The following is a 24209-nucleotide window of genomic DNA, read 5'->3' as shown; positions in this document are numbered from 1 at the left end:
CGTAACATATCGCATAATTCCGCCAACATCTCGCAAGATTGTTACTGCGACACCCTGTTGCGGTTTCACTTTCTTGACGAAGCGTGACGGCGGGTGCATATGACAGGAAGTTAGAGCGGTTCCAGTCAAGGCTTGAAGTGCCGGAATCGCTCTGGCTGTTTTTTTCACGCATTGGCCCATGCAAAACCCGTTTCACATTTTGCTGGAAATGCTCTCGAACTAATCAAAGGACCTCCCGCAATGAGCGCGCCGCGTACACTTTATGACAAGATCTGGGACGACCATGTAGTGGATCAGCAGGAAGACGGAACCTGCCTCCTTTATATTGATCGCCATCTTGTGCACGAAGTGACGAGCCCGCAGGCTTTCGAAGGCCTGCGCATGGCTGGCCGCAAGGTGCGCCATCCTGAAAAGACGCTGGCCGTTGTCGATCACAACGTGCCGACCTCGCCGGACCGCATCAACGGCATCAAGAACGAGGAAAGCCGCATTCAGGTCGAGGCTCTGGCGAAGAATGCCGCCGATTTCGGCGTTGAATATTATTCCGAGCGCGACAAGCGTCAGGGCGTGGTGCACATCGTCGGTCCGGAGCAGGGCTTCACCCTGCCGGGCATGACCATCGTCTGCGGCGACAGCCACACGTCCACGCACGGCGCTTTCGGTTCGCTGGCGCACGGTATCGGCACGTCCGAGGTGGAGCACGTTCTGGCAACCCAGACGCTGATCCAGAAGAAAGCCAAGAACATGCTGGTGCGTGTGAATGGCAAGCTGGCGCCCGGCGTCACCGCCAAGGACATCACGCTCGCCATCATTGGTGAAATCGGCACCGCGGGCGGTACCGGCTATGTGATCGAATATGCGGGCGATGCCATTCGCTCCCTGTCGATGGAAGGCCGCATGACCGTCTGCAACATGTCGATCGAAGGCGGCGCACGCGCCGGCCTGATCGCGCCGGACGAAACGACCTTCGCCTATATCAAGGACAAGCCGCGCGCGCCGAAGGGCGAAGCGCTGGAACAGGCGATTTCCTACTGGAAGACGCTGCATTCGGATGAAGGGGCGCATTTCGACAAGATCGTCGAACTGGACGCCGCCAAGATTTCGCCGGTCGTTTCCTGGGGTTCCTCGCCGGAAGACGTGGTCTTCGTCACCGACATCGTTCCGAATCCCGACGAGATCAAGGATGAGACCAAGCGCGCATCGAAGTGGCGTGCGCTTGACTATATGGGCCTGAAGCCGGGCATCAAGATGACCGACATCAAGATCGACCGCGTGTTCATCGGCTCCTGCACCAATGGCCGCATCGAAGACCTGCGCGATGCCGCCCGCATGGCCGCTGGCAAGAAGGTTGCCGCCGGCGTAAGCGCCATGATCGTACCGGGCTCTGGTCTGGTAAAGGAACAGGCGGAAGCCGAAGGTCTGGACAAGATCTTCATCGAAGCCGGTTTCGACTGGCGCGAGCCGGGCTGCTCGATGTGCCTTGCCATGAATGACGACCGCCTGAAGCCGGGCGAGCGTTGCGCATCGACCTCGAACCGCAATTTCGAAGGACGCCAGGGCTTCAAGGGCCGCACGCATCTCGTGTCGCCAGCCATGGCAGCCGCTGCCGCGATTGCCGGACATTTCGTCGACATTCGCGAGTGGAACTAAGGTTCCCCCGCAGGCTTTCAACTGATCAAACCGCCGGTTCATCCCCGGCGGTTTTTCTTTAGATGTATATTAGCATGTTTTTCACGCTTTGATTGTATGGAGGGGTGGGGTGGCTGGCGTCTGGGAAGACTTTGACAGCCGGCATGGGAAGAGAATCGATGAATGGAGCCGACTTTATCCTTCTGATTAACATGACCGTTTCAGGTCTGTTTGCTTTCGCGTTCCTCGGCATAGCCGTATACGCGCGGGATAATGCGGCGGCGCCCGTCTTTGCCTTCGGCTTTATTTTCGCAATGCTCTATTTCCTCACAGAGCTTGCCATGCCTTCCATTCCCAATCCCCGCGTGGGCTATATGCTCGCCTTCACGACCTACTATCTGGCATTGTCCTGTCTGGTCATCGGTCTGGCACGCATGTATGCCCGGCCCGTGCCGTGGATCGCGCTCGGAGTTCTGACTGTTGCATCGCTCGCGATGGTTTACGGCATATATGACGTCGCCCGCAGCCAGATGCTCGGCATGCTTCTCTATCAGACGCCTTATTTCCTCATTCTGCTTCTAGCGGTGTGGGTGATCCTGCGGGTGGATCGCAACGGCGTAGATACCTTGATGGTGGTGCTGTTCAGCATCAGCGCCCTCCATTTTCTGTTCAAGCCGGTCATCGCCATGCTGGCGGGAGGGACAGGCGTAGAACCGAGAGATTACATCGATACGACCTATGCGATGTTTTCGCAGTCCATCGGGGCGGCTCTTTCCGTTGCTGGTGGTTTGCTCCTGCTGTTGAGCCTGATGCGGGAACTGATCGCCAATATGCTGATACGCTCCGAGACGGACCAGCTGTCGGGATTGCTCAACCGGCGCGGTTTCGAGTTTCGCGCCGAAGCCGCAATTGAAAAGTCGAAGCGCATGCGGCAGGCCCTGTCGCTGGTCCTGTGCGACATCGATCATTTCAAGGCGATCAACGATACGCATGGCCATGCGCTGGGAGATCGCGTCATTGCGGCGTTCTCTGCCGAACTGCGCAAGGCAGCGAACGGTAAGAACGGAATTTCGGCCCGCATAGGCGGTGAGGAATTTGCGATCATCCTGCCGGGAAACACGATCCAGTCAGCATGGCGATTCGCGGAAAAGGCCCGGCTTGTCTGCCGCGATATCCATATTCCCGGGCGAAATGGCGCAATTGTCTTTACCGCGAGCTTCGGCATCGCGGAAATGGAATTCGATGACGTGTTTTCCGATCTCTACAAGCGCGCGGATGGTGCGCTTTATGAGGCGAAGAAGGGAGGGCGCAACTGCGTCCGCAGCGCGCTTCCGATACTGGTGGATGAAAACGTTCTGGAACTTCGTTCAATGACCGGGCGCTGAACGACGCTGTTCGTAGCGGCAACCCGGATGATCCAGAACCGGCGTTTCCCCGCGGTCGATCCCATACATGAAAGAGCGTCCACGCAGCACGACCGCGCTTTCGCAATTGCTGTTGGGCTTGGCCACGATGTGGGCGATGGCATTATCGCGTGGCGCAGAAATTATCCGCAAGTGCTGCGGCGGCGCAGAAACAGGCTGCACGGTTCCGACCCGGATGATTCTGGCACCATTATCCGGCATCTGGATGACGAGGTTCCCCGATGCATCGATGGAACGCATCGCATCGCTGGCCAGCGTGGGGCTGGTCAGTGCAAGCGCCCCGACGACAACCACGCCAAGCATTGCCGGTCTGCGTTTTGCCATCGTTGTTCGAGCCTCATCGTCCGTGACCACCAAGAGAATGAGGACTATCTTAACTCTTTCTTTACCTTTGTCATCCGTGCTGGCTACAATCGAACCGGTCTTCCGGTGCGCTGCTGCTTCGCAGGCGGCGCATGGAAGAACTGGAAACGCCAAGGAACGTCCAATGACCAAAGATCATGCCGTCGATATTGCGCTCCTCCATCTGCGGGATGCCCATGAGTTCGCGCCGCTGCTGGCAAGCTACGCGCAGGCGCTGAAGCGCGGTGCGCCACGCCGCCCCGATGATTTTTATGCCGAGCACCTGCTTCAGGACCGCGCCGCTGAAACGCTGGGGGCCCGGGTCGACGGAAATCTGGTCGGCTTCGTGATCTTCTACGATCTGCCCGAACCGGTGACGGGCCTGCGTGCAGGACAGGTCGATCATATCTATGTCCACCACGATCATCGCGGGAAGGGTATCGCCAAGGCGTTGATCGACGTCCTTGCCGACAAGGCCGAGGAGCGCAGCTGGTCCAAGCTGGTGCTGAATGCCCCGCGCGTTCCGGAAGACGGGCGCAAGCTCTATGAACAGATCGCCACGGCTGCCGACTGGTCGAGCTATGTGATTCGATTCGGCAACTGATCGATTACCTGAAAGTTGATGAATTTACACATGTTTTTGCCGGTTGCGGTCTTCAATCGTTTGAATGCCGCAATCACGCGAATGTGTCGCCCAGGTGCGACCAATTGTTAGTCTTTTCGTGAAAAAGCTTCTTTGACGTGATGGTAAAAGCGCAGTAGAAAGCGCCACATAGGGCCGTACGCCACGGTCCAGCCATATTTTCTTGGGTCGTACCGGCGCGGGATCGTAAAGTCCGGTTCCCTGTGCCTCGGACGGCATCGAACCAGGGTTCGGGAGAACCCGCAACCCGGCTGCCTTGCTGATGATCGTCAGCCGGGTGTGGCCGGAGAGAAACGTCAGGGAAGCCTACAGAGCCATGACACAACCGACTGTAACGCGCCAGCGTCCTTTGTCGCCGCACCTGTCTATCTACAAGCCGGTCATTACGATGACGATGTCCATCGTCCATCGCATCACAGGCGGCGCACTTTACTTCGGCACCCTGCTGCTGGCGGCCTGGCTGATTTCGGCTGCGGTCAGCGAAGAGTGCTTCAACACCGTCAATGCATTGTTCTCGTCCTGGATCGGCCGCCTGATCCTGTTCGGCTATACCTGGGCGCTTCTGCACCATCTGGCCGGCGGTGTCCGCCACCTGATCTGGGATACGGGCGCAGGCCTTGAAAAGCACACCGCTTCCAGGATCGCCTGGACGACCGTCGTATTCTCCGTCATCGCCACGATCCTCGTCTGGGTCGTCGCCTATTCGGTGCGCTAAGGGGAGCTGGTTTCATGAACGGTATGAACAAGGATATGCGCACCCCGCTCGGCAAGGTCCGGGGTCTGGGATCGGCCAAGGAAGGCACCGGCCATTTCTGGTATCAGCGCCTGAGCGCGGTCGCCCTCGTGCCGCTGGTCATGTTTTTCATCGGTCTGGTCGTTTCGCTCAATGGCGCAAGCTTTGCGGAAGTCCGGGCTGCATTGTCGCATCCATTCACTGCAATCGTGATGGCGCTGTTTGTTCTGACCGGCGTTTATCACATGCGTTTGGGCATGCAGGTCATTATCGAAGATTATGTGCATGGCGAAGGCATGAAGGTCGTGCTGGTGATGCTGAACAGCTTCTTTACGGCTGTTGTCGGCTTCGCCTGCATTTTTGCGATCCTCAAGCTGAGCTTCGGAGGTTGATAGCCCGATGGCTAGTGCAGTAAACAATGCGGCGCCTGCCGCTGCAAGCAAGTACACCTATGTCGATCACAAGTTCGACGTGGTGGTCGTCGGGGCTGGTGGTGCGGGCTTGCGCGCAACGCTCGGCATGGCCGAGCAGGGCCTGAAGACGGCTTGCATCACCAAGGTTTTCCCGACCCGATCGCATACTGTCGCCGCGCAGGGCGGCATCGCCGCCTCGCTCAAGAACATGGGCCCGGACAGCTGGCAGTGGCACATGTACGATACCGTCAAGGGATCGGACTGGCTCGGCGATACCGACGCGATGGAATATCTGGCGCGTGAAGCGCCTGCCGCCGTCTATGAGCTTGAGCACTACGGCGTGCCGTTCTCGCGTACCGAAGAAGGCAAGATCTATCAGCGCCCGTTCGGCGGTCACATGCAGAATTTCGGCGACGGTCCTCCGGTCCAGCGCACCTGCGCCGCCGCCGACCGTACCGGCCACGCGATCCTGCACACGCTCTACGGCCAAAGCCTGAAAAACAACGCGCAGTTCTTCATCGAATATTTCGCGCTCGATCTCATCATGACCGACGGTGTGTGCACCGGCGTCGTCGCGTGGAACCTCGATGACGGCACCATCCATCGCTTCTCCGCCAAGATGGTGGTTCTGGCGACGGGCGGTTATGGCCGCGCCTATTTCTCGGCAACCTCCGCGCATACCTGCACCGGCGACGGTGGCGGCATGGTGGCGCGCGCCGGCCTGCCGCTGCAGGACATGGAATTCGTGCAGTTCCATCCGACCGGCATTTATGGCGCTGGCTGCCTTATCACTGAAGGCGCGCGCGGCGAAGGTGGCTATCTGGTCAATTCCGAAGGCGAGCGCTTCATGGAGCGCTATGCGCCATCGGCCAAGGACCTTGCCTCGCGTGACGTTGTTTCGCGCTGCATGACCATGGAAATCCGTGCTGGTCGCGGCGTCGGCAAGAACAAGGATCACATCTTCCTGCATCTCGACCATCTCGATCCGGCTGTTCTGCATGAACGCCTGCCGGGTATTTCGGAATCGGCCAAGATTTTCGCAGGCGTGGATGTGACCAAGGAACCTATCCCGGTTCTGCCGACTGTTCACTACAATATGGGCGGCATCCCGACCAATTACTGGGGTGAAGTGCTGAACCCGACCGCCGACGATCCGGACCGCGTACAGCCGGGCCTGATGGCCGTCGGCGAAGCGGGCTGCGCTTCGGTGCATGGGGCGAACCGTCTCGGCTCCAACTCGCTGATCGATCTGGTGGTGTTCGGCCGTGCGGCTGCAATCCGCGCCGGTCAGGTGATCGATCGCAAGTCGAAGATTCCCGATCTCGACCTCGCTGCCTGCGACAGGATCATGGAGCGCTTTGATCGCCTGCGTTTTGCCAACGGCTCCCAGCCGACCGCGGAACTGCGCGAAAAGATGCAGCGCACCATGCAGGAAGATGCCGCCGTGTTCCGCACGTCGGAATCGCTCAAGCAGGGCGTCGAGCGCATGGAAAAGCTCTGGCATGAACTGCCGGACATCAAGGTCACGGACCGTTCGATGATCTGGAACTCCGATCTGGTGGAAACGCTGGAGCTGGAAAACCTGATGGCCAATGCGCTGACCACGGTTGTTTCGGCGGAAGCGCGTCAGGAAAGCCGCGGCGCCCATGCGCATGAGGATTTCCCGGATCGCAACGATGCCGAGTGGCGCAAGCACACCCTGTCCTGGCTGTCGCCGGATGGCAAGGTCAAGCTTGACTATCGCCCGGTCCACCTCGATCCGTTGACGACGGAAGAGGAAGGCGGCATCAGCCTCGCCAAGATTGCGCCGAAGAAGCGCGTTTACTAATCAAGGGAAAGAGCAATGGTTGAACTCGCACTTCCCAAGAATTCCCGCATTCAGGAGGGCAAGACCTGGCCCCGGCCTGATGGCGCCAAGCGCGTCACGGAATTCCGTATCTATCGCTGGTCGCCGGACGACGACGCCAATCCGAGCATTGACACCTATTATGTCGATCGCGACGATTGCGGGCCGATGGTTCTGGACGGTCTTCTCTATATCAAGAACAAGATCGATCCGACGCTGACGCTGCGCCGTTCCTGCCGCGAAGGCATTTGCGGTTCCTGCGCCATGAATATCGACGGCGCGAACACGCTTGCCTGCACCAAGGGCATGGACGACATCAAGGGCGCTATCAAGGTTTACCCGCTGCCGCATATGCCGGTGGTGAAGGACCTCGTGCCGGACCTCAACAATTTCTACGCCCAGCACCGTTCCATCGAGCCCTGGCTCAAGACGGTTTCGCCGGAGCCGCAGAAGGAGTGGCTGCAGAGCCATGAGGACCGCCAGAAGCTCGACGGTCTTTATGAGTGCATCCTGTGCGCCTGCTGCTCGACCTCGTGCCCGAGCTACTGGTGGAACGGCGACCGTTATCTCGGCCCCGCCGTGCTGCTTCAGGCCTATCGCTGGCTGATCGATAGCCGCGACGAAGCCAAGGGCGAACGCCTCGACAATCTCGAGGACCCGTTCCGGCTCTATCGCTGCCACACGATCATGAACTGCGCACAGACCTGCCCGAAGGGCCTGAACCCTGCCAAGGCGATTGCCGAGATCAAGAAGATGATGGTCGAGCGCCGCGTGTAATCGCGGCAATCGCCTGTCTTTTTACTCCCTGTCGGCCTACGGCCTCCGCGCCTCTTGTGCCGAGATCAAGAAGATGATGGTTGAGCGCCGCGTGTAATCGCGGCAATCGCCTGTCTTTTTACTCCCTGTCGGCCTACGGCCTCCGCGCCTCTTGTGCCGAGATCAAGAAGATGATGGTAGAGCGCCGCGTGTAGTTGCGAGCTCGTTCCACGAACCAAAAGGGGAAGGTCCAACCTTCCCCTTTTTCTTTACCTGAACTTTGGTACATCTTTGCCGAAGGCTTGATCTTTATAGCGGCGCCGATATCTCATTAGGGATATCCATCGGAGACAGGGCAATCATGCTCGATCATATCGGCTTCAACATTTCCAGCATGCCCAAGTCGCGGGCTTTCTATGATGCGGCGCTGGCACCGCTCGGCATAGGCCGCGCCATGGAGTTCGGCGATTGGGTGGGGTATGGCCGCAATGGCAAGCCGGAATTCTGGATCGGCAAGCAGAAAGGCGCGAAGCTTGAGGGCGTGCTTCATGTCGCATTTTCGGCTGGCACCCGTTCCGAGGTTGACCGCTTTTATGAAGCAGCCATAGCCGCGGGCGGCAAGGACAATGGCAAGCCCGGCCTGAGGGCCGATTATCACCCCGATTATTACGCCGCCTTCGTCATCGATCCGGACGGCCACAATATCGAGGCCGTCTGCCACCTGCCCGAATAAAGAAGCGGGCTTGCGCCCGCTCTTCGTTGGCGTGTCTTATACCTGTTCAGACGAGTTTTGCGTCCAGCGTCACCTCGATAGCGCCCAGCGCTTTCGAGAGAGGGCAGGACTGCTTGGCCTTGGTGGCAAGCGCTTCAAAATCCTCCGCCGAGATTCCGGGGATCGTGGCATTGAGCGTCAGCGCGCTGCGGCTGATTTCAAAACCGCCACCGGCTGCGGGGCCGACCGTGACGGCGGCAGTCGCTTCCAGTTTTTCCGGTGGGGTGCCGTGTTCGGTCAGGAGTGCGGAAAGCTGCATGGCGAAGCAGCCTGCATGCGCTGCTCCCAGAAGTTCTTCCGGGTTGGTGCCGGAGCGACCGCTTTCGTCCTGAAAACGGGCCTTGAAATCATAAGGCAGATCCTTCAACGCGCCGCTTTGCGTGTTGAGGGTGCCCTTGCCTTCCTTCAGCGTGCCTTGCCAGACGGCGGTTGCTTTTCTGTCCATGGGAAGCTCTCCTCTCGGTTGGGGTTTCCGCTTCCGATATAGGGCGGCAGGGGAGCGGGTCCAGCGCTCAGATGGACTGGCCCTTCAACAGGCGCGGCGTATCGCCGGAAAGACCGGCTGCCTGCTTGATGAAGAAGGATTTCAGGACCGGAACCCGGTCGACGAGACCCAGGCCGATATCGCGGATCGAGCGGACGGCTGGATGGTCGTTGGAGAAAAGTCGGGTCAGGATATCTGTCGTCACGCCCATCTGGACAGTGTCGAAGCGGCGCCAGGACTGGTAACGTTCCAGAGCGGCAAATGAACCGATGTCGAGGCCGAGCCTGTCGGTTTCGACCACGACCTCCGCGATTGCGGCAGCATCGCGGAAACCGAGATTAAGCCCCTGACCGGCGATGGGGTGGATGCGGTGAGCTGCATCGCCCACCAGCACGAAGCGCGGCTTCACGAATTCACGCGCCAGCGTCAGGCCGAGCGGGAAGGCGCGGCGCGGACCTTCGACATGCAGGGCGCCCAGACGATGACCGAAGCGCTGTTCCAGTTCGGCTTCGAATACGAAGTCGTCTTCGCGAATGAGGCGCTCGGCATCCGAGGTACGCTCGGTCCAGACGAGGGAACTGCGATTTCCCTTCAACGGAAGGATCGCAAAAGGTCCGGCCGGGAGAAAATGCTCATCGGCCCGGCCGCCATGCGGCAGTTCATGCGCGACATTGCAGACGATCCCGGACTGGCCGTAATCCCAGTTCACCGTCTTGATGCCTGCCAGGTCGCGCAGGCGGGAGCGCGCGCCATCTGCGGCGATCAACAGGCGCGTTTCTAGCGTATCTCCATTTGAAAGCGTGACGGTCACCCCTTCGGGGAGCGTATTGAAATTATCCACGCTGGTGGCTTCGAGGAAGGTGATGCCGAGCGTTTCAGCCTTGTTGTGAAGGGCAGTGTTGAGAACGCGGTTTTCCACCATATGTGCAAAGGGTTCGCCGGGCTCGACTTCGCCTTCAAAAGTCAGGAACACCGGGCGCACGGGATCGGAAGTGCGCGAATCGGTGATGACCATTTCCGTTATGGGCTGTGCCTCGGGAAGGATTTCCTGCCAGCAGCCGAGCTGGTCCAGCATGCGTGAGGCAGCGGCGGCGATGGAGGAAGCACGCGGGTCGTTCTTCCAGGCTCCCCGCCGGTGCGCCGTCGATCACGGTGAGGACAAGATGCGGCGCTGCCGATTTGATCGCAACCGCCGTGACAAGCCCGACATAGCCGCCGCCTGCAATCACCACATCGTTATTGCGCGGCGCGTCCACTTTTTTCTGGCCAGCCATTGTCGTTCCTTTCCAGAATCCGTCTTTCGCGCAGTGTTTTGGCACATATCGCCGCGCATGAAACCCGATATTTTGCCGCGCCGCCGGCCCCGGCCCAACCATTGGCACGGGATTGCATTTCCCTTGGGCTGCCCGCTTCTTGACAGGCATGGATGCGCAGGCTCAAACATGCCTCTCCAAGTTTGTAAAGCATATATGGTTGCGGAAGGCAGGCTGTCCATGTCTGAGAAAGAAAAGTCCGGGGTCGAGCAGACGGCGGCAATGCGTGAGCTTCTTTCCATCCTCGATCTGGAAAACCTCGAGGTGGATCTTTTCCGCGGCAACAGCCCGCAAGTGGGCTGGCAGCGGGTGTTCGGCGGCCAGGTCATCGGGCAGGCGCTGATTGCCGCGCAACGCACAGTCGAGCCCGAGCGCCATGTACATTCGCTCCATGCCTATTTCGTGCGCCCCGGCGACCCGGCCATTCCCATCGTCTATGAAGTGGACCGTATCCGCGACGGTTCCAGCTTCACCACCCGGCGCGTTCTGGCCAAGCAGCATGGCAAGGCTATTTTCTCGCTGTCCGCGTCGTTCCAGATCGATGAAGGCGGGCTTGATCATCAGATGCCGATGCCGGAGGGGCTGCCGATGCCTGAACAGCTCGTCGGGGATCGCGACATCAAGGAACAATATCTTCACATGGCGCCACCCAATGTCCGCAAATACTGGGAGCGGGAACGGCCCATAGAGATCAAGCCTGTCTCACTCACCCACTATTTCTCCCGCGAGAAGCTTGAACCCGTCCAGCATGTCTGGGTCAGGGCGCGCGGCATCGTGCCGGACGACCGGGCGCTGCAGGCAGCCATTCTCGCCTACCTCTCCGATATGACGCTGCTCGACACCTCGCTTCATCCGCATGGCCGCACCATATTCGATCGCGATCTGCAGGTTGCGAGCCTCGATCACGCCATGTGGTTCCATCGCCCGTGCAGGCTCGATGACTGGCTGCTCTATACACAGGACACGCCGAGCGCCTCCGGCGCCCGGGGGTTCAACCGTGGCGCGCTATATACGCGCGATGGTGTGCTGATCGCATCCGTGGCGCAGGAAGGCTTGATCCGCGTTCACGAGGAAAAGGAGTGATTATTTTTTAATCAGAGGATAGGGGTGTGGTTAAATATAAGGCATTTCGCTGATCGTTTGCGAGCTGCCAATGCGTAAAAAGCGAATCGAATGAATCGTTTAAGTCATTCATTCGGTCTGAAACCACGCTTATCCTCGGCCCGGAATTTCGCCGTAAGCCGCGCCGATGCCACAAAATTTGAAGTTAATTTGCCGGCCTCGGTCAACTGGCATGAATTTTGTTTCTCTCTGTTTGAACCGGTCTTTCCAGCGCAGCCGCGTTTGAAGCCGCCCTTCGACGGAGATATTCGATGCTCATAACAGGAAGAAACAAGCAAACGGCCCTTCTGGCTACCTTGCCTGCGCTCGTCGCCATGGCCGGAACGGCAATGGCGCAGGACGCGGCACCGACACCAACCCTCGATACGGGCGATACGGCTTGGATGCTGACTTCAACCGCGCTGGTGTTGATGATGACCATACCGGGTCTGGCGCTGTTCTATGGCGGCATGGTGCGCAAGAAGAACGTGCTGTCCACGGTGATGCAGAGCTTTGCCATCACCTGTCTCATGTCCATTCTGTGGATGATCGCAGGCTATTCGCTGGCCTTCACCGATGGCGGCTCGCTCAATTCCTATATTGGCGGTCTTTCCAAGGCGTTCTTCTCGGGCGTCACGATGCAATCGCTGACGGGAACCATTCCGGAATATGTGTTCATCACCTTCCAGATGACTTTCGCCGTCATCACACCCGCACTCATCGCCGGTTCGTTTGCCGAGCGCATGAAGTTCTCCTCCATGCTGGTCTTCCTGACCCTATGGCTGTTCATCGTCTATATCCCGGTCGCGCACTGGGTCTGGGGCGGCGGCTTCATGGCGTCGGATGGCGTGCTTGATTTTGCCGGCGGCACGGTTGTCCATATCAATGCCGGTGTCGCCGGTCTGGTTGCGGCGCTCATCATCGGCAAGCGCGATGGTTACGGCCATACCAATATGGCGCCGCACAATCTCGTCCTGTCGGTCATCGGTGCTGCCCTTCTGTGGGTAGGCTGGTTCGGTTTCAATGCAGGCTCTGCTGTCGGGGCCAACGCGCTTGCCGGGGTCGCCATGCTCAACACGCAGGTTGCGACCGCAGGTGCTGCTCTGGCGTGGATGTTCGTCGAATGGGCGGTCGCGGGCAGGCCAAGCGTGCTCGGCATCATTTCAGGCGCCGTTGCAGGCCTTGTGGCCGTCACGCCTGCCGCCGGTTTCGTCAATCCGATGGGCGCGCTTATCATCGGCGTCGTTGCCGGTGCGGTCTGCTATGTGGCAGCCGTCAAGATCAAGCACGCGCTCGGCTATGACGATTCGCTCGATGCATTCGGCGTCCATGGTGTGGGCGGCTTCGTCGGTGCGGTGCTGACCGGTCTCTTTGCCGATGCGGCGATCAACCCGGCGGGCGAGGGGGCTACCATCAGCAAGCAGTTCTTCGGCGCGGCCATCACCATCGTCTACACTGCGATTGCCACCGCCATCATTCTCTATGTGGTCAAGGCCATCATGGGCCTGCGGCCCAGCAAGCAGGCAGAGATCGAAGGCCTCGACATCGCGTTGCACGGCGAATCCGTTCAATAGAACGGGATTGTCTCAAGCGGAAAAAGGCGCGGGAAACCGCGCCTTTTTCATTTCATCCACCGGTTTTGTTCGCTGCTCCTGCATGGTTAATGAGGAATTAACCATCCGGCGATTAGGATCGGACCGATTCAATGTGCCCGAAGCATTTCCGCTCACGGGCCAGCAAAGATATTCGGTTCGGGACAGGCTATATGCGGCAAGGATATTCGCCCTCATACCCGCTGCGTGACGAGCGGATTACGGAAGACCGGCTGAAACTGGCCAATCTCTTCCGCAGGCAGTTCTATATCCTGTTCGGTCTGGGGCTTCTGGCTCTCACCGGCATGGCTGTTGGCGCGCTGGCGACATGGAATGTGGCTGACCCGAGTTTCAGCCATGCGACCGACAATCCGGTAACGAATGCGCTTGGGTATCCGGGCGCCGTATTCTCCGACATTGCCATGCAGTTTTTCGGGCTGGCGAGCGTTCCTGCCCTGCTTCCGCTTGCTGTCTGGTCGCTGCTGCTGATGACGCGCGGCGGCATCGGGCGCGTGGCCAAGCGCAGCTTCGCATGGCTCGGCGCGGCATTGTTGTTCGCCGCCATCGCGAGTTGCTTCGCAGTGCCGGCAAGCTGGCCGATGCCGATCGGCCTCGGCGGCGTCTTCGGAGACATGATCCTGAAATTCCCAGGGCTGTTCCTCGGCAGTTTCCCGCAAGGCGCTATTGCATCGGGCATTGCGCTCATCCTTGCAGTACCGGCTTTCTGGCTCTGCCTTTTTGCCAGCGGCATCGTCGGGCGGGGCGCAGGGATAGTCAACCCGGCCCAGCCGTCAGCGCGTCGTGGTGCGGAAGAAGATGATTTTGCGGCAGACGAGGACGATGAAGCATCAACGGGTGGCGGTTTCCAGCTTATGGGGGCTCTCACCCATCTGGCGCTGACCACGACCGCGAACTTCAAACGCCTGACGGGCCTTGGCCGTCGCCGTCCGCGCGACGAAGATTTCGAGGATATGCGCGTGGTGCGCCGCAATGCCGAAACACGCAATGCGCCGCGCCGCGAGCCCGGTTTCGGGGCACCTGCCCCGATTGAAGACGAGCCGCCTTTCGATATGGACGACATGGACGGCGGCGCGCCGCTGGCCGGTCAGGAATGGCACGATGCGCCGCCGCCCCGCGCCCGCAAGGCCCGCGTGGAACAGGCCGCTCCTTCGCCGAAGCCTGGCGCGCGCGCTCAGCGCGAAGCGCAACCGTCCTTCCTCAAGGACAATGGCGTTTTCGAAATGCCGTCGCTGCATTTCCTGGCCGAACCGAAGCTCGTCCAGCGTGATCCGGCGCTTTCCAAGGATGCGCTGGAACAGAACGCCCGGCTGCTGGAAGGCGTGCTGGAAGATTTCGGCGTGCGCGGCGAGATCATCAATGTGAAGCCCGGCCCGGTGGTCACGCTCTACGAACTTGAGCCTGCGCCTGGCATCAAGTCCTCGCGCGTCATCGGCCTTGCCGACGATATCGCCCGCTCGATGAGCGCGATTGCAGCGCGCGTTGCCGTCATTCCCGGCCGCAATGCCATCGGCATCGAACTGCCGAACCCGAAGCGCGAAATGGTGTACTTGCGCGAAATGCTGGCGAGCCGCGACTTTGAACAGTCGAAGGCGAAGCTTGCGCTCGCGCTCGGCAAGACCATCAATGGCGAGCCGGTCATAGCCGACATTGCCAAGATGCCGCACGTTCTCGTGGCCGGTACGACCGGCTCGGGCAAATCGGTGGCGATCAACACCATGATCCTGTCGCTGCTTTATCGCATGACGCCGCAGGAATGCCGCCTGATCATGATCGATCCGAAGATGCTGGAGCTTTCCGTCTATGACGGCATTCCGCACCTGCTGACGCCGGTCGTGACCGATCCGAAGAAGGCGGTCGTCGCGCTCAAATGGACCGTGCGCGAAATGGAAGACCGATATCGCAAGATGTCCAAGGTCGGCGTGCGCAATATCGACGGTTTCAATCAGCGTGTCGGCCTTGCGCAGAAAAAGGGTGAGCCGATCGCGCGCACCGTGCAGACCGGCTTCGACCGCAATACAGGCGAGGCGATCTACGAGACAGAAGAACTCGATCTGGCGCCGATGCCCTATATCGTCGTGATTATCGACGAAATGGCAGACCTCATGATGGTCGCTGGCAAGGATATCGAAGGCGCCGTACAGCGTCTGGCGCAGATGGCGCGTGCGGCGGGGAATCCACGTCATCATGGCGACGCAGCGCCCGTCGGTCGATGTCATTACCGGCACGATCAAGGCGAACTTCCCGACCCGCATTTCCTTCCAAGTGACGTCGAAGATCGACAGCCGCACCATTCTGGGCGAGCAGGGCGCCGAACAGCTTCTCGGCCAGGGCGATATGCTGTTCATGGCTGGCGGCGGACGCATCCAGCGTGTGCACGGGCCTTTCGTCGGCGACGACGAGGTGGAACGCATCGTGCAGCATCTAAAGCTTCAGGGCGTGCCGGAATATCTCGACGCGATCACCGAGGATGAAGATGACGACGAAGGCGGCAGCAGCCCGGCTGGAACCGGCAATCTGGAGGATTCCGACGATCCTTACGATCAGGCGGTGGCCGTGGTGCTGCGCGACAAGAAAGCGTCTACTTCCTATATCCAGCGCCGCCTTGGCATCGGCTATAACCGTGCGGCTTCAATCATCGAACGCATGGAAGATGAGGGTATCGTCGGCCCGGCCAACCATGCGGGCAAGCGCGAAATTTTGGTTCCCACTGGCGACGATGATTTCTGATGGCCATACTCGCGCCCAACTGGCGGCGTAGTTAAACAGAATGATGAAAAGAGAAAGTTTGTCGATGATGTTCTCCCGTTTCTCCGTCTTCGCGAAAGCTGGTCGTGTTGCAGCCGTGCTGGGAATGGGAGCGCTTGGCCTTGGCATGACATCGCTGGTTCTGGCGCCGGTCGCCGCGATGGCGCAGGGCGCTGGCGGCGGTGCGGCTGCACAGCAGATTGCCGACCATTTCTCATCGGTACGCACCATGACCGGCGAGTTCGTGCAGTTCGGCCCGAAGGGTGAGCAGACTGGCGGCACTTTCTATATCGAGCGCCCGGGCAAGATCCGCTTCAACTATAACAATTCCCCGATCCGCGTGATTTCGGATGGCGAATCGGTCGTCATCAATAATCGCAAGCTGGACACCTGGGACCTCTATCCGCTTTCCAAGACGCCCTTGAAGCTTCTGCTGGCAGATCGGATTGATCTGGGTGGGGGACGTCTTCAGAATGTGAAGCAGGAGCCGGACATGACCACGCTCGTGCTGGGCGACAAGTCGATCTTCGGCGATTCGAAAATCACCATGATGTTCGATCCCAAATCCTATGAGCTGAAGCAGTGGACCATTACCGACGCCCAGAAGCTCGATACGACAGTCATGATCTTCAATGTGCGCAGCGGCGTGCGTTTCACCGACGATATGTTCAAGATCGATTATCAGCGCATCGCGATGAAGCGCAAAGGTCAGTAATCGTCAGTTTGTGACAGGCAATCCGTTTGCATTTGCCGGATAAATGATTAGGTTCGCGGCATCTCTTTCGTTGCTGCGAGTCCTATCTTCATGGCCTTTTCCGTTGCTACCTGGAACATCAATTCCGTTCGTCTGCGCATGCCGCTGGTCGAACAGTTTCTGCGCGATTATCAGCCCGATGTTCTGTGTCTTCAGGAAACGAAATGCCCCGACAATCTGTTTCCGTCGAAGGGATTTCGCGCGCTCGGCTATGAACATATCGCGATCAGCGGCCAGAAGGGTTATCATGGCGTGGCGACGGTATCCAAACGTCCGTTGACGGGCGTGGAAAAGATCGGCTTTTGCGACATGGGCGATTGTCGGCACCTGAGCGCTGTGGTGGAGGCAGGCGGCAAAAAGCTCCGCATCCACAATTTCTATGTTCCGGCGGGGGGCGATGAGCCGGACCCGCAGATCAATCCGAAGTTCGCGCACAAGCTGGCTTTTCTCGAGGAAATGCGCGCCATTGTCGCCGACCGGCAGGACGGACATTCATCGGTTCTCGTTGGCGATCTCAATATCGCCCCGCTCGAAAACGATGTCTGGTCGCATAAGCAATTGCTCAAGATCGTCAGCCATACGCCGATCGAAACCGAGACGCTGGAAGACCTGCGTGTGAAAGGCGGATGGAGCGACCTGATGCGGCAGCTTATTCCGGCAGACCAGAAAATCTTCACCTGGTGGAGCTATCGCGCCAAGGACTGGGCCGAATCTGATCGTGGCCGCAGGCTGGATCACGTCTGGGGTTCGGGTGACCTGGAGCAGCACATTCAGGGCCTGCAAATTCTCCGGGACGCGCGCGGTTGGGATCGCCCGTCCGACCACGTTCCGGTTATCGCGACATTTAATCTGGATTAACGGGTCAGCAGCCTCTATATAGAGGCGAGTTCAGACAAGGAGCCAAGAGCAATGGATTATGCAGCACTGTTTCAAATGACCAGTGTGTTCAACCAATCCATGGCTCGCTATGTCCTCTCTTCTGACACTTCAGGGTGTTTCCTTCGTCACGGCTGATGGCCGTACTCTTTTCGAATCCGTCAATTTCAGTGTAACCGCAGGCCGCATCGGTCTGGTCGGACGCAATGGTGTCGGTAAATCAACGCTATTGCGCATCATGAGCGGGATACTGCTTCCGACAAATGGAAGTGTGACCGCAACCGGAAGCATCGGCATGCTGCGGCAGAACATCGGCGGTGGCGATGCCGAGACGCTGGCGGGTCTTTTCGTGGCACGGACCGGTTTCGATATTCTGGCACGCGTCGAACAGGGCGTGGCCAGCGAGAGCGATCTGGACGAGGCCGACTGGCTCTTGCCGCAGCGCTTTACGGACGCGCTGCAGGGGCTTGGCCTGCCCGATATGACTCCCGACACTCCACTTTCAGCCTTGAGCGGAGGCCAGCAAACGCGGGCGGCGCTCGCCGCCCTCATCTTTCATAAGCCCGATCTCATTCTCCTGGATGAGCCGACCAATAATCTCGATCGCGCCGGTCGCCTGGCTGTGGCCGACTTGCTGACCGCCTGGCGGGGCGCGGCCGTCGTGGTCAGCCACGATCGCGAGCTGTTGCAGTCTTTGGATATGATCGCGGAATTGTCCCCCGACGGGCTCCGGCTTTACGGCGGCAACTGGGATTTCTATCAGGGGAAGAGGGCAGAGGAGCGTGAGACGGCGGCACGCGATCTAGCTACAGCGCGGCGCGAGGTCAGGCAGGTCGAACGCAAGGCTCAGGCCGCAGCCGAAAGACAGGCTCGCAGCGACGCGCGCGGTCACAAGTCGCGCGCTGACGCGGGCATGAGCAAGCTTTTGCTCGACGCACGGGAAGATCGTGCGCAACAGTCGAAAGGCCGGGGTGCTGCGCTGGCGGAACGTCAGTCCAGCCGTGCCAGCGAGCAACTGCGGGAGGCCGAGGCAAAAGTCGAGCGCGTGAAGCCGATGCATTTCGATGTGGCGGGCGCGGTTCCACCTTCCGGTCGCGTGATGCTGGATATGCAGAATGTCTCTGGTGGTCCACGGGCCGACCGCCCGGTCATCTGTAATCTGTCGTTGAAGATCGTGGGCGCCGAGCGGGTGGTCGTCTCGGGGCCGAACGGCGCGGGCAAGACCAGTCTGCTGCGGCTGATGACGGGAGAGCTTCAGCCGGTGGCTGGGACCGTCATACGTCCCGCGCGAACGGCGATGTTCGACCAGCAGATGAGTCTCATGGATCGCGGTCAGACCCTTTATGAAAATTATCGTCGTCTCAATCCCGGATCCAACGACAATGAAGCGCGCGCCGCGCTGGCGCGGTTTTCCTTCCGTGGCGAGGGAGCCTCGCGATTTGCCGGGGGGCTCAGCGGCGGCGAGCTGTTACGCGCGGCACTTGCCTGCGTCCTGGGCGGAACCGAACTTCCCGAACTCCTGATCCTCGATGAGCCGACCAATCATCTGGACCTCGATTCCATCGAAGCGCTTGAAACCGCGCTCAATGCATATGAAGGGGCGCTCATCGTTGTGAGTCACGATCAGGCTTTCCTGGACGCCATCGGCACGAAAAGGGTGATTGAGCTGTGAAAAAGGTCAATCGTCGTTGAGCCGCGGCGCGACCTTTTCGATTTCGCCGATCAATTCCAGCAGGTTGCGGCTGATGTGGGAATGAAGCGCGGCTGCCGCTTCCGGATATTCTTCCAGAATACGCCGAAAGATTGCGCGGCTGATGCGGATGACTTCGGTTTCGGCTTCGGCGACAGCACCGGTTAGACGCGAGGTCTGGGCGATGAGGGCCATTTCTCCGATCATGGCGCCGGGGCCGACGGGGCGGATGGCAACCCGCCCCTCGTTTTGTTCGTGAAACAGGGTAATGCTGCCCGATACGACGATATAGGCGCAGTCGGCGCTTTGCCCTTCCCGGAAAAGCTCGCGACCGGCTCTGAGAACAAGGCGTTCGGCACCGAAGGCAAGCAACCGCAGCTGTTCGGCCGTGAAAGACTCGAACAGGCCCACCGTGCCGAGAATGCGAATATCGTCATCAAGCGCCATGGATCGTCAATACACCTGCATCAGGCGTTGTCCATCATGGGACAAGCTTGTATCCCCCGCTTTCTGTGACCAGAAGCGCCGCATTGGACGGGTCTTTTTCTATTTTCTGGCGCAGACGATAGACATGGGTTTCCAGCGTGTGCGTGGTGACGCCCGAATTGTAACCCCACACTTCTTCCAGCAGGACATCGCGGCCGATAACCTTGTCTCCGGCGCGATAGAGGTACTTGATGATCGCCGCTTCCTTTTCGGTGAGGCGAATCTTGCTGCCCTTCTCGTCGATCAGCAGCTTCTGGCCGGGCTTGAACGTATAGGGGCCGACGATGAAGGTCGCATCCTCGCTCTGTTCGTGCTGGCGCAGCTGCGCACGCACGCGGGCCAGAAGCACTGCAAATTTGAACGGCTTGGTGACGTAATCGTTGGCACCCGATTCGAGGCCGAGAATCGTATCCGATTCCGTATCGTGACCGGTGAGCATGATGATCGGCGCCTTGAAGCCGCCTTTACGGAGCAGCTTTACAGCTTCACGTCCGTCCATATCCGGCAAGCCGACATCCATGATCAGGAGGTCTACAATGCCGTTTCGCGCAGTCTGAATGCCCTTGGTGGCATTGTCTTCCTGCAGAATCTGGAATTCTTCGCACAGCTCCAGCTGTTCGACGAGGATGGAACGGAGATCTTCGTCATCGTCCACAATCAGTATCGTACGGCCTGTCATGCCTGTCCTCGTTACTCTTTGATTTAAATGGCTCTTGGTGTTTTATGACATTTAATGCAGACAAGTTGAAGCGGCGAAACGCGAAAGAGGTTTTTGCTCTCGCCGCCAACGGTTTTAAAACATGCATGTCACGGAGGCGGGGGCTTGGCCAGATACGAAATCAGCCGGGGAATTGGCGTCATTGATGTGCGGGCCAAACCGGGCCACAAGACTCGCGGCTTGCTTGTTGCGGGCAATCTGGTGCTGGAATGTGCTCTTGGCAAGGGGGGAATCAGCGCTTTCAAGCGCGAAGGTGATGGCGCGACGCCCCTGGCGACGATGCGGCTGCTCTATGGATACCGTCGCGGCGACAAGGGTTTGCTGCCCTCCTCACGGTTGCCGCTTGGTCGCGTTCGCCGTCTCGACGGCTGGTGCGATGCGCCGTCGGATGCCAATTACAACCGGCCTGTCCGGCTGCCTTATGCCGCAAGTCATGAGGATATGTGGCGACGCGACGATCTCTACGATGTCTGCATCGTCATGGATTGGAACATCGCGCCGCGCCGCCGCGGATGCGGCAGCGCGATCTTCTTTCATCTGGCGCGCCCCGGCTATACACCCACCGAAGGCTGCATAGCATTGAGGCGCGCCGACATGGCGCGCCTTCTGCCTCACCTGACGGACCGGACCGTGATCCGCGTCCTGAGATAGCTTTTTAGTGTATGGCGGCGACTTTGACCTCGTTGCCATTGGCATCGTAAAGCTTGCCGTTCAGGAAATAATCCCCGTCATGCAGCTCTGCGATGTTGTGATGGCGGATGATGCGTTCCGTACCTTCCGCAAAGACCGACATCTGGTTGCTGTTGCCGAGCTTGATCTCATTGAACATCAGGTTAAGCGCAATAGCCATCAACGCCGCCGAACTGATGCCGGAATGGAAAATGGTTTCAAACCAGGTCGGGAAGTGGTGATAGAACTGCGGCGCGGCAATCGGGATCATGCCGAACCCGATGGAGGTTGCCACGATGATGAGATTGATATTGTTCTCGTAGTCCACCTTGGCAAGCGTGCGGATGCCGCTTGCAGCCACCGTGCCGAACAGGACGATGCCCGCTCCGCCCAGAACAGCCGGAGGAACGCAGGCAATCACCCGGCCCATTACCGGCAAGAGACCGAGTGTGATGAGAATCAATCCGCCGGTTGCCACGACATAGCGGCTTTTCACACCCGTCACCGCGACAAGGCCGACATTCTGAGCAAAAGCGCTTTGGGTAAACGAGCCCACCACGGGCGATAGGATGCTGGACAGCATATCCGCACGAAGGCCGTTGGCCAGACGCCGCGAATCCACTTTCGTGCCGATGATCTCACCGACGGCCAGAATGTCCGCAGAAGTCTCGACGAGCGTGACCATGATCACGATAAACATCGAGAGCGTTGCCGCAAGGCTGAATACCGGCATGCCGAAATGAAAGATTTCAGGCAGCGCCATCATCGAACCTTCGCCCACCCGGGAAAAGTCCGTCATGCCGAGCGCCCAGGCGATAAAGGTTCCGATGACCATGGCGAGCAGGATCGAAAGCCGGGAAATCGTGGCATTGCCCATCTTGCTGAGAATGAGAACGATAACCAGCGTGAGGCCTGCAAGGCCGATATTGGCCATGCTGCCGAATTCGGGACTGTTGCTGTCGCCGCCCATGGCCCACCGTGCTGCTACCGGCATCAGCGTCAGGCCGATGGTGGTGATGACGATGCCGGTGACGAGCGGCGGAAAGAAACGCGTTATCCGCGAGAATATCGGCGTGATGATAAGGCCGATCACCGCTGCCGCGATGACGGCACCCAGCACGACCTGCAAGCCTGCCTCGCCGGTCTGGCTCGAAGTGACGATGGCGACCATCGTTGCGACGCCCGAAAAGGAGACCCCCTGAACCAGAGGCAGCTGGCAGCCGAAGAAGGGGATGCCGATGGTTTGCAGGACGGTTGCAACGCCGCCGGCAAAAAGCGACGCAGTGATCAGCAGACCGATTTCGGCCGGGCTGAGGCCTGCCGCCTGTCCAATGATCAGCGGAACCGCCACGATGCCTCCATACATGGTCAGCACATGCTGGAAACCGTAAGCCAGATTGGCCGTGACAGATAGTTTTTCATCTTCGGGACGCGAAAGCGTATCCGCCCCGGACTGGTGCGTATTCAATGATACTCCCTCCCAGCAGGCGCGAACGCATCGCCAGCCTGCTCTCTCCGTTCTCCCTGCGCTGGATCGTCATGGCATCATGTCATTCGACGCCCAGACCGACGATGCAATGCGCGATGTCTCCTCCAAAGACATGTCGCAGGAGTATAACCGGAGCCGTCTGGATGACTGTGCTTCTTTTGGTTGAAATTGTTTTCGATGCGAGAGCGCTAATGCCGAGGGGTTTTCAGCTGTCGGCTTTGCTGCGGGCGTCCCGCATTGCGTCGCGGAGCACCGCAAAGACGTATGGTTCCAGCGACTGCGCGACGTTGAAGCGCAGGAAGGCGCCTGCCGTGCGCGAGGGACTGAAGACGTCGCCCGGTGCCAGAAGCACACCTTTTTCCAGAGCATGCCGGGCAACCTGTCCGGAGTCCAGCCCATCCGGCAATTTTGCCCAAAGGAACATGCCGCCCTGTGGTTCGGTCCAAAGCGTGAGGCCCTCGGCTTTCAGGCGGCTGGCTGTCAGCGTCATGGCGTCGGCCAGCTTGGCGCGCAGGCTGTCGACATGGCGGCGATAGGTGCCGTCGGTCAGGAGTGCATGCACGATCTGCGGTGACATTGCATTGCCGCCGAAGCTTGTCGCGAGCTTCAGGTCGGTGAGCCCGTCGATCCAGTCGCGACGCCCGGCGATATAGCCGACGCGGGCGGCCGCCGACAGCGTCTTGGAGAAGCTGCCGATATGCAGAACGCGATCGAACCCGTCGAGTTCGGCAAGCAGCGGCGCAGGAGAAGGATGAAAGTCACCGAAGATATTGTCTTCAACCAGCGTGATGCCGTGCGCTTCGGCGAGCTTCAGCAGCCGGTGCGCCGTGGCCGGTGTCATTGAGCCGCCGGTTGGATTATGCAGCCCTGCATTGGATATATAGAGTTTCGGCGTGTGTTCGTTCGCAGCGCTCGCAAAGGCTTCGAGGTCGGGACCGGTAGTGGTATAGGGGACGCCGACGATCTTGACGCGGTGCGTCAGAAGCGCGGCCTGGAAGTTGAAATAACAGGGATCATCGACCAGAACCGTATCTCCCGGCTGCAGAAGGTAGCGGCAGATGAGATCGAGCGCCTGCGTGCCGGAATCGGCCAGCAATATTTCTCCACTCGAAACGTCGATCCCCTGTTCGCCGAGCCGATGTGCCAGATGCTGGCGCATGGGGCGGAAGCCCAGCGGTTCGCCGTAGGTCGCCAGATTGCTTGTTTCATCCCGGGCGACCATGCGCATCGCGCGCCGGATCGCATCCTGCGGAAGCCACGCATCGGGCAGCCAGCCACATCCCGGCTTCAGGGTGGCTTCGTTTGCCTCCAGCGATTGGCGCATGACCCAGAACGGATCAATCTGGCGTTCCTTGTGCGGTGTATGGGCGGCGAGGGAAAACGGCTGACGCGCGCGCTCCGAAACATAGAATCCGGCACCGCGCCGCGACTGGATGATCCCTTCCGCCACCAGCCGATCATAAGCTTCGACGACGGTGGATTTCGACACGTTCATGGTTTCGGCGAGGCGACGGATGGAAGGCAGTCTGGCGCCGGGTGCGAGGCTCATCGCGGTAATGCGTCCGCGAATAATGCCCATCACCCTTTCGACGAGCGGGATTTTGTCGACGGCGGCGTCCTCCTTGCCGCGCTCGATTTCGCCGCTTGCATAAGCGGCTTCTACAGCTTCGAGGCTGCGCAGCAGGCCCGTCGAAATCATCTGTACTATCCCTT

The 24209-nt window shown here is 59.5% G+C and carries 21 protein-coding genes and 2 pseudogenes; 15 read left to right on the top strand and 8 right to left on the bottom strand.

What is annotated here, in order from left to right:
* Nucleotides 1–240: 240 nt before the first annotated feature.
* Both leuC and OINT_RS11445 read left to right on the top strand, forming a co-directional pair.
* Nucleotides 241–1650: a 3-isopropylmalate dehydratase large subunit gene (leuC, locus tag OINT_RS11450; RefSeq protein ID WP_006470956.1), complete on the top strand. Its 1410-nt coding sequence runs from the start codon at nt 241–243 to the stop codon at nt 1648–1650.
* 158 nt (nt 1651–1808) lie between these two features.
* Entirely contained in the window at nt 1809–3014 is a 1206-nt protein-coding gene (locus OINT_RS11445; protein ID WP_006470955.1) for a GGDEF domain-containing protein, read from the top strand.
* On the opposite strand, the gene OINT_RS11440 is transcribed toward OINT_RS11445, so the two are convergent.
* Nucleotides 2997–3377, bottom strand: coding sequence for a hypothetical protein (locus OINT_RS11440; RefSeq protein ID WP_230349483.1), 381 nt, complete (start codon nt 3375–3377; stop codon nt 2997–2999). The genes OINT_RS11445 and OINT_RS11440 overlap by 18 nt on opposite strands.
* Before the next feature lie 163 nt (nt 3378–3540).
* Here OINT_RS11440 and OINT_RS11435 point away from each other — a divergent pair, with 163 nt between their 5' ends.
* From OINT_RS11435 to OINT_RS11410, 6 genes are all read left to right on the top strand, one after another.
* Nucleotides 3541–3999 (top strand): GNAT family N-acetyltransferase, encoded by a 459-nt coding sequence (locus OINT_RS11435; RefSeq protein ID WP_006470954.1) that lies wholly within the window; start codon nt 3541–3543, stop codon nt 3997–3999.
* A gap of 355 nt (nt 4000–4354) precedes the next feature.
* Nucleotides 4355–4753, top strand: a complete 399-nt coding sequence (gene sdhC / locus OINT_RS11430) for a succinate dehydrogenase, cytochrome b556 subunit (protein ID WP_006470953.1) — start codon at nt 4355–4357, stop codon at nt 4751–4753.
* A gap of 14 nt (nt 4754–4767) precedes the next feature.
* Entirely contained in the window at nt 4768–5163 is a 396-nt protein-coding gene (gene sdhD / locus OINT_RS11425) for a succinate dehydrogenase, hydrophobic membrane anchor protein (RefSeq protein ID WP_006467972.1), read from the top strand.
* 7 nt (nt 5164–5170) lie between these two features.
* Nucleotides 5171–7012 carry a succinate dehydrogenase flavoprotein subunit gene (sdhA, locus tag OINT_RS11420; RefSeq protein ID WP_006467971.1) on the top strand — a complete coding sequence of 614 codons (1842 nt, stop codon included), beginning with the start codon at nt 5171–5173 and terminating at the stop codon, nt 7010–7012.
* Between the two features lie 15 nt (nt 7013–7027).
* A complete protein-coding gene (locus tag OINT_RS11415) occupies nt 7028–7807 on the top strand; it encodes a succinate dehydrogenase iron-sulfur subunit (RefSeq protein WP_006467970.1) in 780 nt (259 codons plus the stop codon).
* A 340-nt stretch (nt 7808–8147) separates the two neighbouring features.
* Nucleotides 8148–8519, top strand: a complete 372-nt coding sequence (locus tag OINT_RS11410) for a VOC family protein (RefSeq protein WP_006470952.1) — start codon at nt 8148–8150, stop codon at nt 8517–8519.
* A 46-nt stretch (nt 8520–8565) separates the two neighbouring features.
* Here OINT_RS11410 and OINT_RS11405 read toward each other — a convergent pair whose 3' ends face one another.
* From OINT_RS11405 to OINT_RS23835, 3 genes and pseudogenes are all read right to left on the bottom strand, one after another.
* Entirely contained in the window at nt 8566–9003 is a 438-nt protein-coding gene (locus tag OINT_RS11405) for an OsmC family protein (protein WP_006467968.1), read from the bottom strand.
* Between the two features lie 67 nt (nt 9004–9070).
* Nucleotides 9071–10316 (bottom strand): annotated as a pseudogene (locus tag OINT_RS11400) (ubiquinone biosynthesis hydroxylase).
* Entirely contained in the window at nt 10279–10482 is a 204-nt protein-coding gene (locus OINT_RS23835; protein WP_198510840.1) for a hypothetical protein, read from the bottom strand. The pseudogene OINT_RS11400 and the gene OINT_RS23835 overlap by 38 nt, the downstream one beginning before the upstream one ends.
* Before the next feature lie 53 nt (nt 10483–10535).
* Here OINT_RS23835 and tesB point away from each other — a divergent pair, with 53 nt between their 5' ends.
* The 6 genes and pseudogenes from tesB (at nt 10536) to OINT_RS11370 (ending at nt 19116) form a co-directional block, all read left to right on the top strand.
* Nucleotides 10536–11438, top strand: a complete 903-nt coding sequence (gene tesB, locus OINT_RS11395) for an acyl-CoA thioesterase II (RefSeq protein ID WP_006470950.1) — start codon at nt 10536–10538, stop codon at nt 11436–11438.
* Between the two features lie 290 nt (nt 11439–11728).
* Entirely contained in the window at nt 11729–13030 is a 1302-nt protein-coding gene (locus OINT_RS11390) for an ammonium transporter (protein ID WP_006467965.1), read from the top strand.
* A 191-nt stretch (nt 13031–13221) separates the two neighbouring features.
* Nucleotides 13222–15796: pseudogene (locus tag OINT_RS11385) on the top strand (DNA translocase FtsK).
* A 64-nt stretch (nt 15797–15860) separates the two neighbouring features.
* Nucleotides 15861–16529, top strand: coding sequence for an outer membrane lipoprotein carrier protein LolA (locus OINT_RS11380; RefSeq protein ID WP_172491103.1), 669 nt, complete (start codon nt 15861–15863; stop codon nt 16527–16529).
* Nucleotides 16530–16619: 90 nt separating this feature from the next.
* Nucleotides 16620–17426, top strand: coding sequence for an exodeoxyribonuclease III (locus tag OINT_RS11375; RefSeq protein ID WP_006467962.1), 807 nt, complete (start codon nt 16620–16622; stop codon nt 17424–17426).
* A gap of 109 nt (nt 17427–17535) precedes the next feature.
* The gene (locus OINT_RS11370; RefSeq protein ID WP_006470947.1) at nt 17536–19116 is read left to right on the top strand and encodes an ABC-F family ATP-binding cassette domain-containing protein; all 1581 of its coding nucleotides are present in this window, start codon (nt 17536–17538) and stop codon (nt 19114–19116) included.
* A 6-nt stretch (nt 19117–19122) separates the two neighbouring features.
* Here the strand turns inward: OINT_RS11370 and OINT_RS11365 are convergent, their stop codons facing one another.
* Both OINT_RS11365 and OINT_RS11360 read right to left on the bottom strand, forming a co-directional pair.
* Nucleotides 19123–19581 carry a cyclic nucleotide-binding domain-containing protein gene (locus tag OINT_RS11365; RefSeq protein ID WP_006467960.1) on the bottom strand — a complete coding sequence of 153 codons (459 nt, stop codon included), beginning with the start codon at nt 19579–19581 and terminating at the stop codon, nt 19123–19125.
* A 34-nt stretch (nt 19582–19615) separates the two neighbouring features.
* Entirely contained in the window at nt 19616–20299 is a 684-nt protein-coding gene (locus OINT_RS11360; RefSeq protein ID WP_006467959.1) for a response regulator transcription factor, read from the bottom strand.
* A 144-nt stretch (nt 20300–20443) separates the two neighbouring features.
* On the opposite strand from OINT_RS11360, the gene OINT_RS11355 reads away from it, so the two are divergent.
* On the top strand, nt 20444–20989 hold the full coding sequence (locus tag OINT_RS11355) for a L,D-transpeptidase family protein (RefSeq protein ID WP_021587466.1): 546 nt from the start codon (nt 20444–20446) through the stop codon (nt 20987–20989).
* Between the two features lie 4 nt (nt 20990–20993).
* On the opposite strand, the gene OINT_RS11350 is transcribed toward OINT_RS11355, so the two are convergent.
* Both OINT_RS11350 and OINT_RS11345 read right to left on the bottom strand, forming a co-directional pair.
* Entirely contained in the window at nt 20994–22475 is a 1482-nt protein-coding gene (locus tag OINT_RS11350) for a nucleobase:cation symporter-2 family protein (protein WP_006467957.1), read from the bottom strand.
* A gap of 226 nt (nt 22476–22701) precedes the next feature.
* Complete coding sequence (locus OINT_RS11345; RefSeq protein WP_006467956.1) at nt 22702–24195, bottom strand: aminotransferase-like domain-containing protein; 1494 nt, start codon at nt 24193–24195, stop codon at nt 22702–22704.
* Between the last annotated feature and the right edge of the window lie 14 nt (nt 24196–24209).

Source organism: Brucella intermedia LMG 3301, from assembly GCF_000182645.1.
GTDB lineage: Bacteria > Pseudomonadota > Alphaproteobacteria > Rhizobiales > Rhizobiaceae > Brucella > Brucella intermedia.
Note: the sequence above shows the minus strand (reverse complement) of the source record. Positions and strands in the feature narration are given on the sequence as shown.

Coding starts and splice junctions, on each gene's coding strand:
- leuC (WP_006470956.1), top strand. CDS start 241: ATGAGCGCGCCGCGTACACTTTATGACAAGATCTGGGACGACCATGTA.
- OINT_RS11445 (WP_006470955.1), top strand. CDS start 1,809: ATGAATGGAGCCGACTTTATCCTTCTGATTAACATGACCGTTTCAGGT.
- OINT_RS11440 (WP_230349483.1), bottom strand. CDS start 3,377: ATGGCAAAACGCAGACCGGCAATGCTTGGCGTGGTTGTCGTCGGGGCG.
- OINT_RS11435 (WP_006470954.1), top strand. CDS start 3,541: ATGACCAAAGATCATGCCGTCGATATTGCGCTCCTCCATCTGCGGGAT.
- sdhC (WP_006470953.1), top strand. CDS start 4,355: ATGACACAACCGACTGTAACGCGCCAGCGTCCTTTGTCGCCGCACCTG.
- sdhD (WP_006467972.1), top strand. CDS start 4,768: ATGAACGGTATGAACAAGGATATGCGCACCCCGCTCGGCAAGGTCCGG.
- sdhA (WP_006467971.1), top strand. CDS start 5,171: ATGGCTAGTGCAGTAAACAATGCGGCGCCTGCCGCTGCAAGCAAGTAC.
- OINT_RS11415 (WP_006467970.1), top strand. CDS start 7,028: ATGGTTGAACTCGCACTTCCCAAGAATTCCCGCATTCAGGAGGGCAAG.
- OINT_RS11410 (WP_006470952.1), top strand. CDS start 8,148: ATGCTCGATCATATCGGCTTCAACATTTCCAGCATGCCCAAGTCGCGG.
- OINT_RS11405 (WP_006467968.1), bottom strand. CDS start 9,003: ATGGACAGAAAAGCAACCGCCGTCTGGCAAGGCACGCTGAAGGAAGGC.
- tesB (WP_006470950.1), top strand. CDS start 10,536: ATGTCTGAGAAAGAAAAGTCCGGGGTCGAGCAGACGGCGGCAATGCGT.
- OINT_RS11390 (WP_006467965.1), top strand. CDS start 11,729: ATGCTCATAACAGGAAGAAACAAGCAAACGGCCCTTCTGGCTACCTTG.
- OINT_RS11380 (WP_172491103.1), top strand. CDS start 15,861: ATGATGTTCTCCCGTTTCTCCGTCTTCGCGAAAGCTGGTCGTGTTGCA.
- OINT_RS11375 (WP_006467962.1), top strand. CDS start 16,620: ATGGCCTTTTCCGTTGCTACCTGGAACATCAATTCCGTTCGTCTGCGC.
- OINT_RS11370 (WP_006470947.1), top strand. CDS start 17,536: ATGTCCTCTCTTCTGACACTTCAGGGTGTTTCCTTCGTCACGGCTGAT.
- OINT_RS11365 (WP_006467960.1), bottom strand. CDS start 19,581: ATGGCGCTTGATGACGATATTCGCATTCTCGGCACGGTGGGCCTGTTC.
- OINT_RS11360 (WP_006467959.1), bottom strand. CDS start 20,299: ATGACAGGCCGTACGATACTGATTGTGGACGATGACGAAGATCTCCGT.
- OINT_RS11345 (WP_006467956.1), bottom strand. CDS start 24,195: ATGATTTCGACGGGCCTGCTGCGCAGCCTCGAAGCTGTAGAAGCCGCT.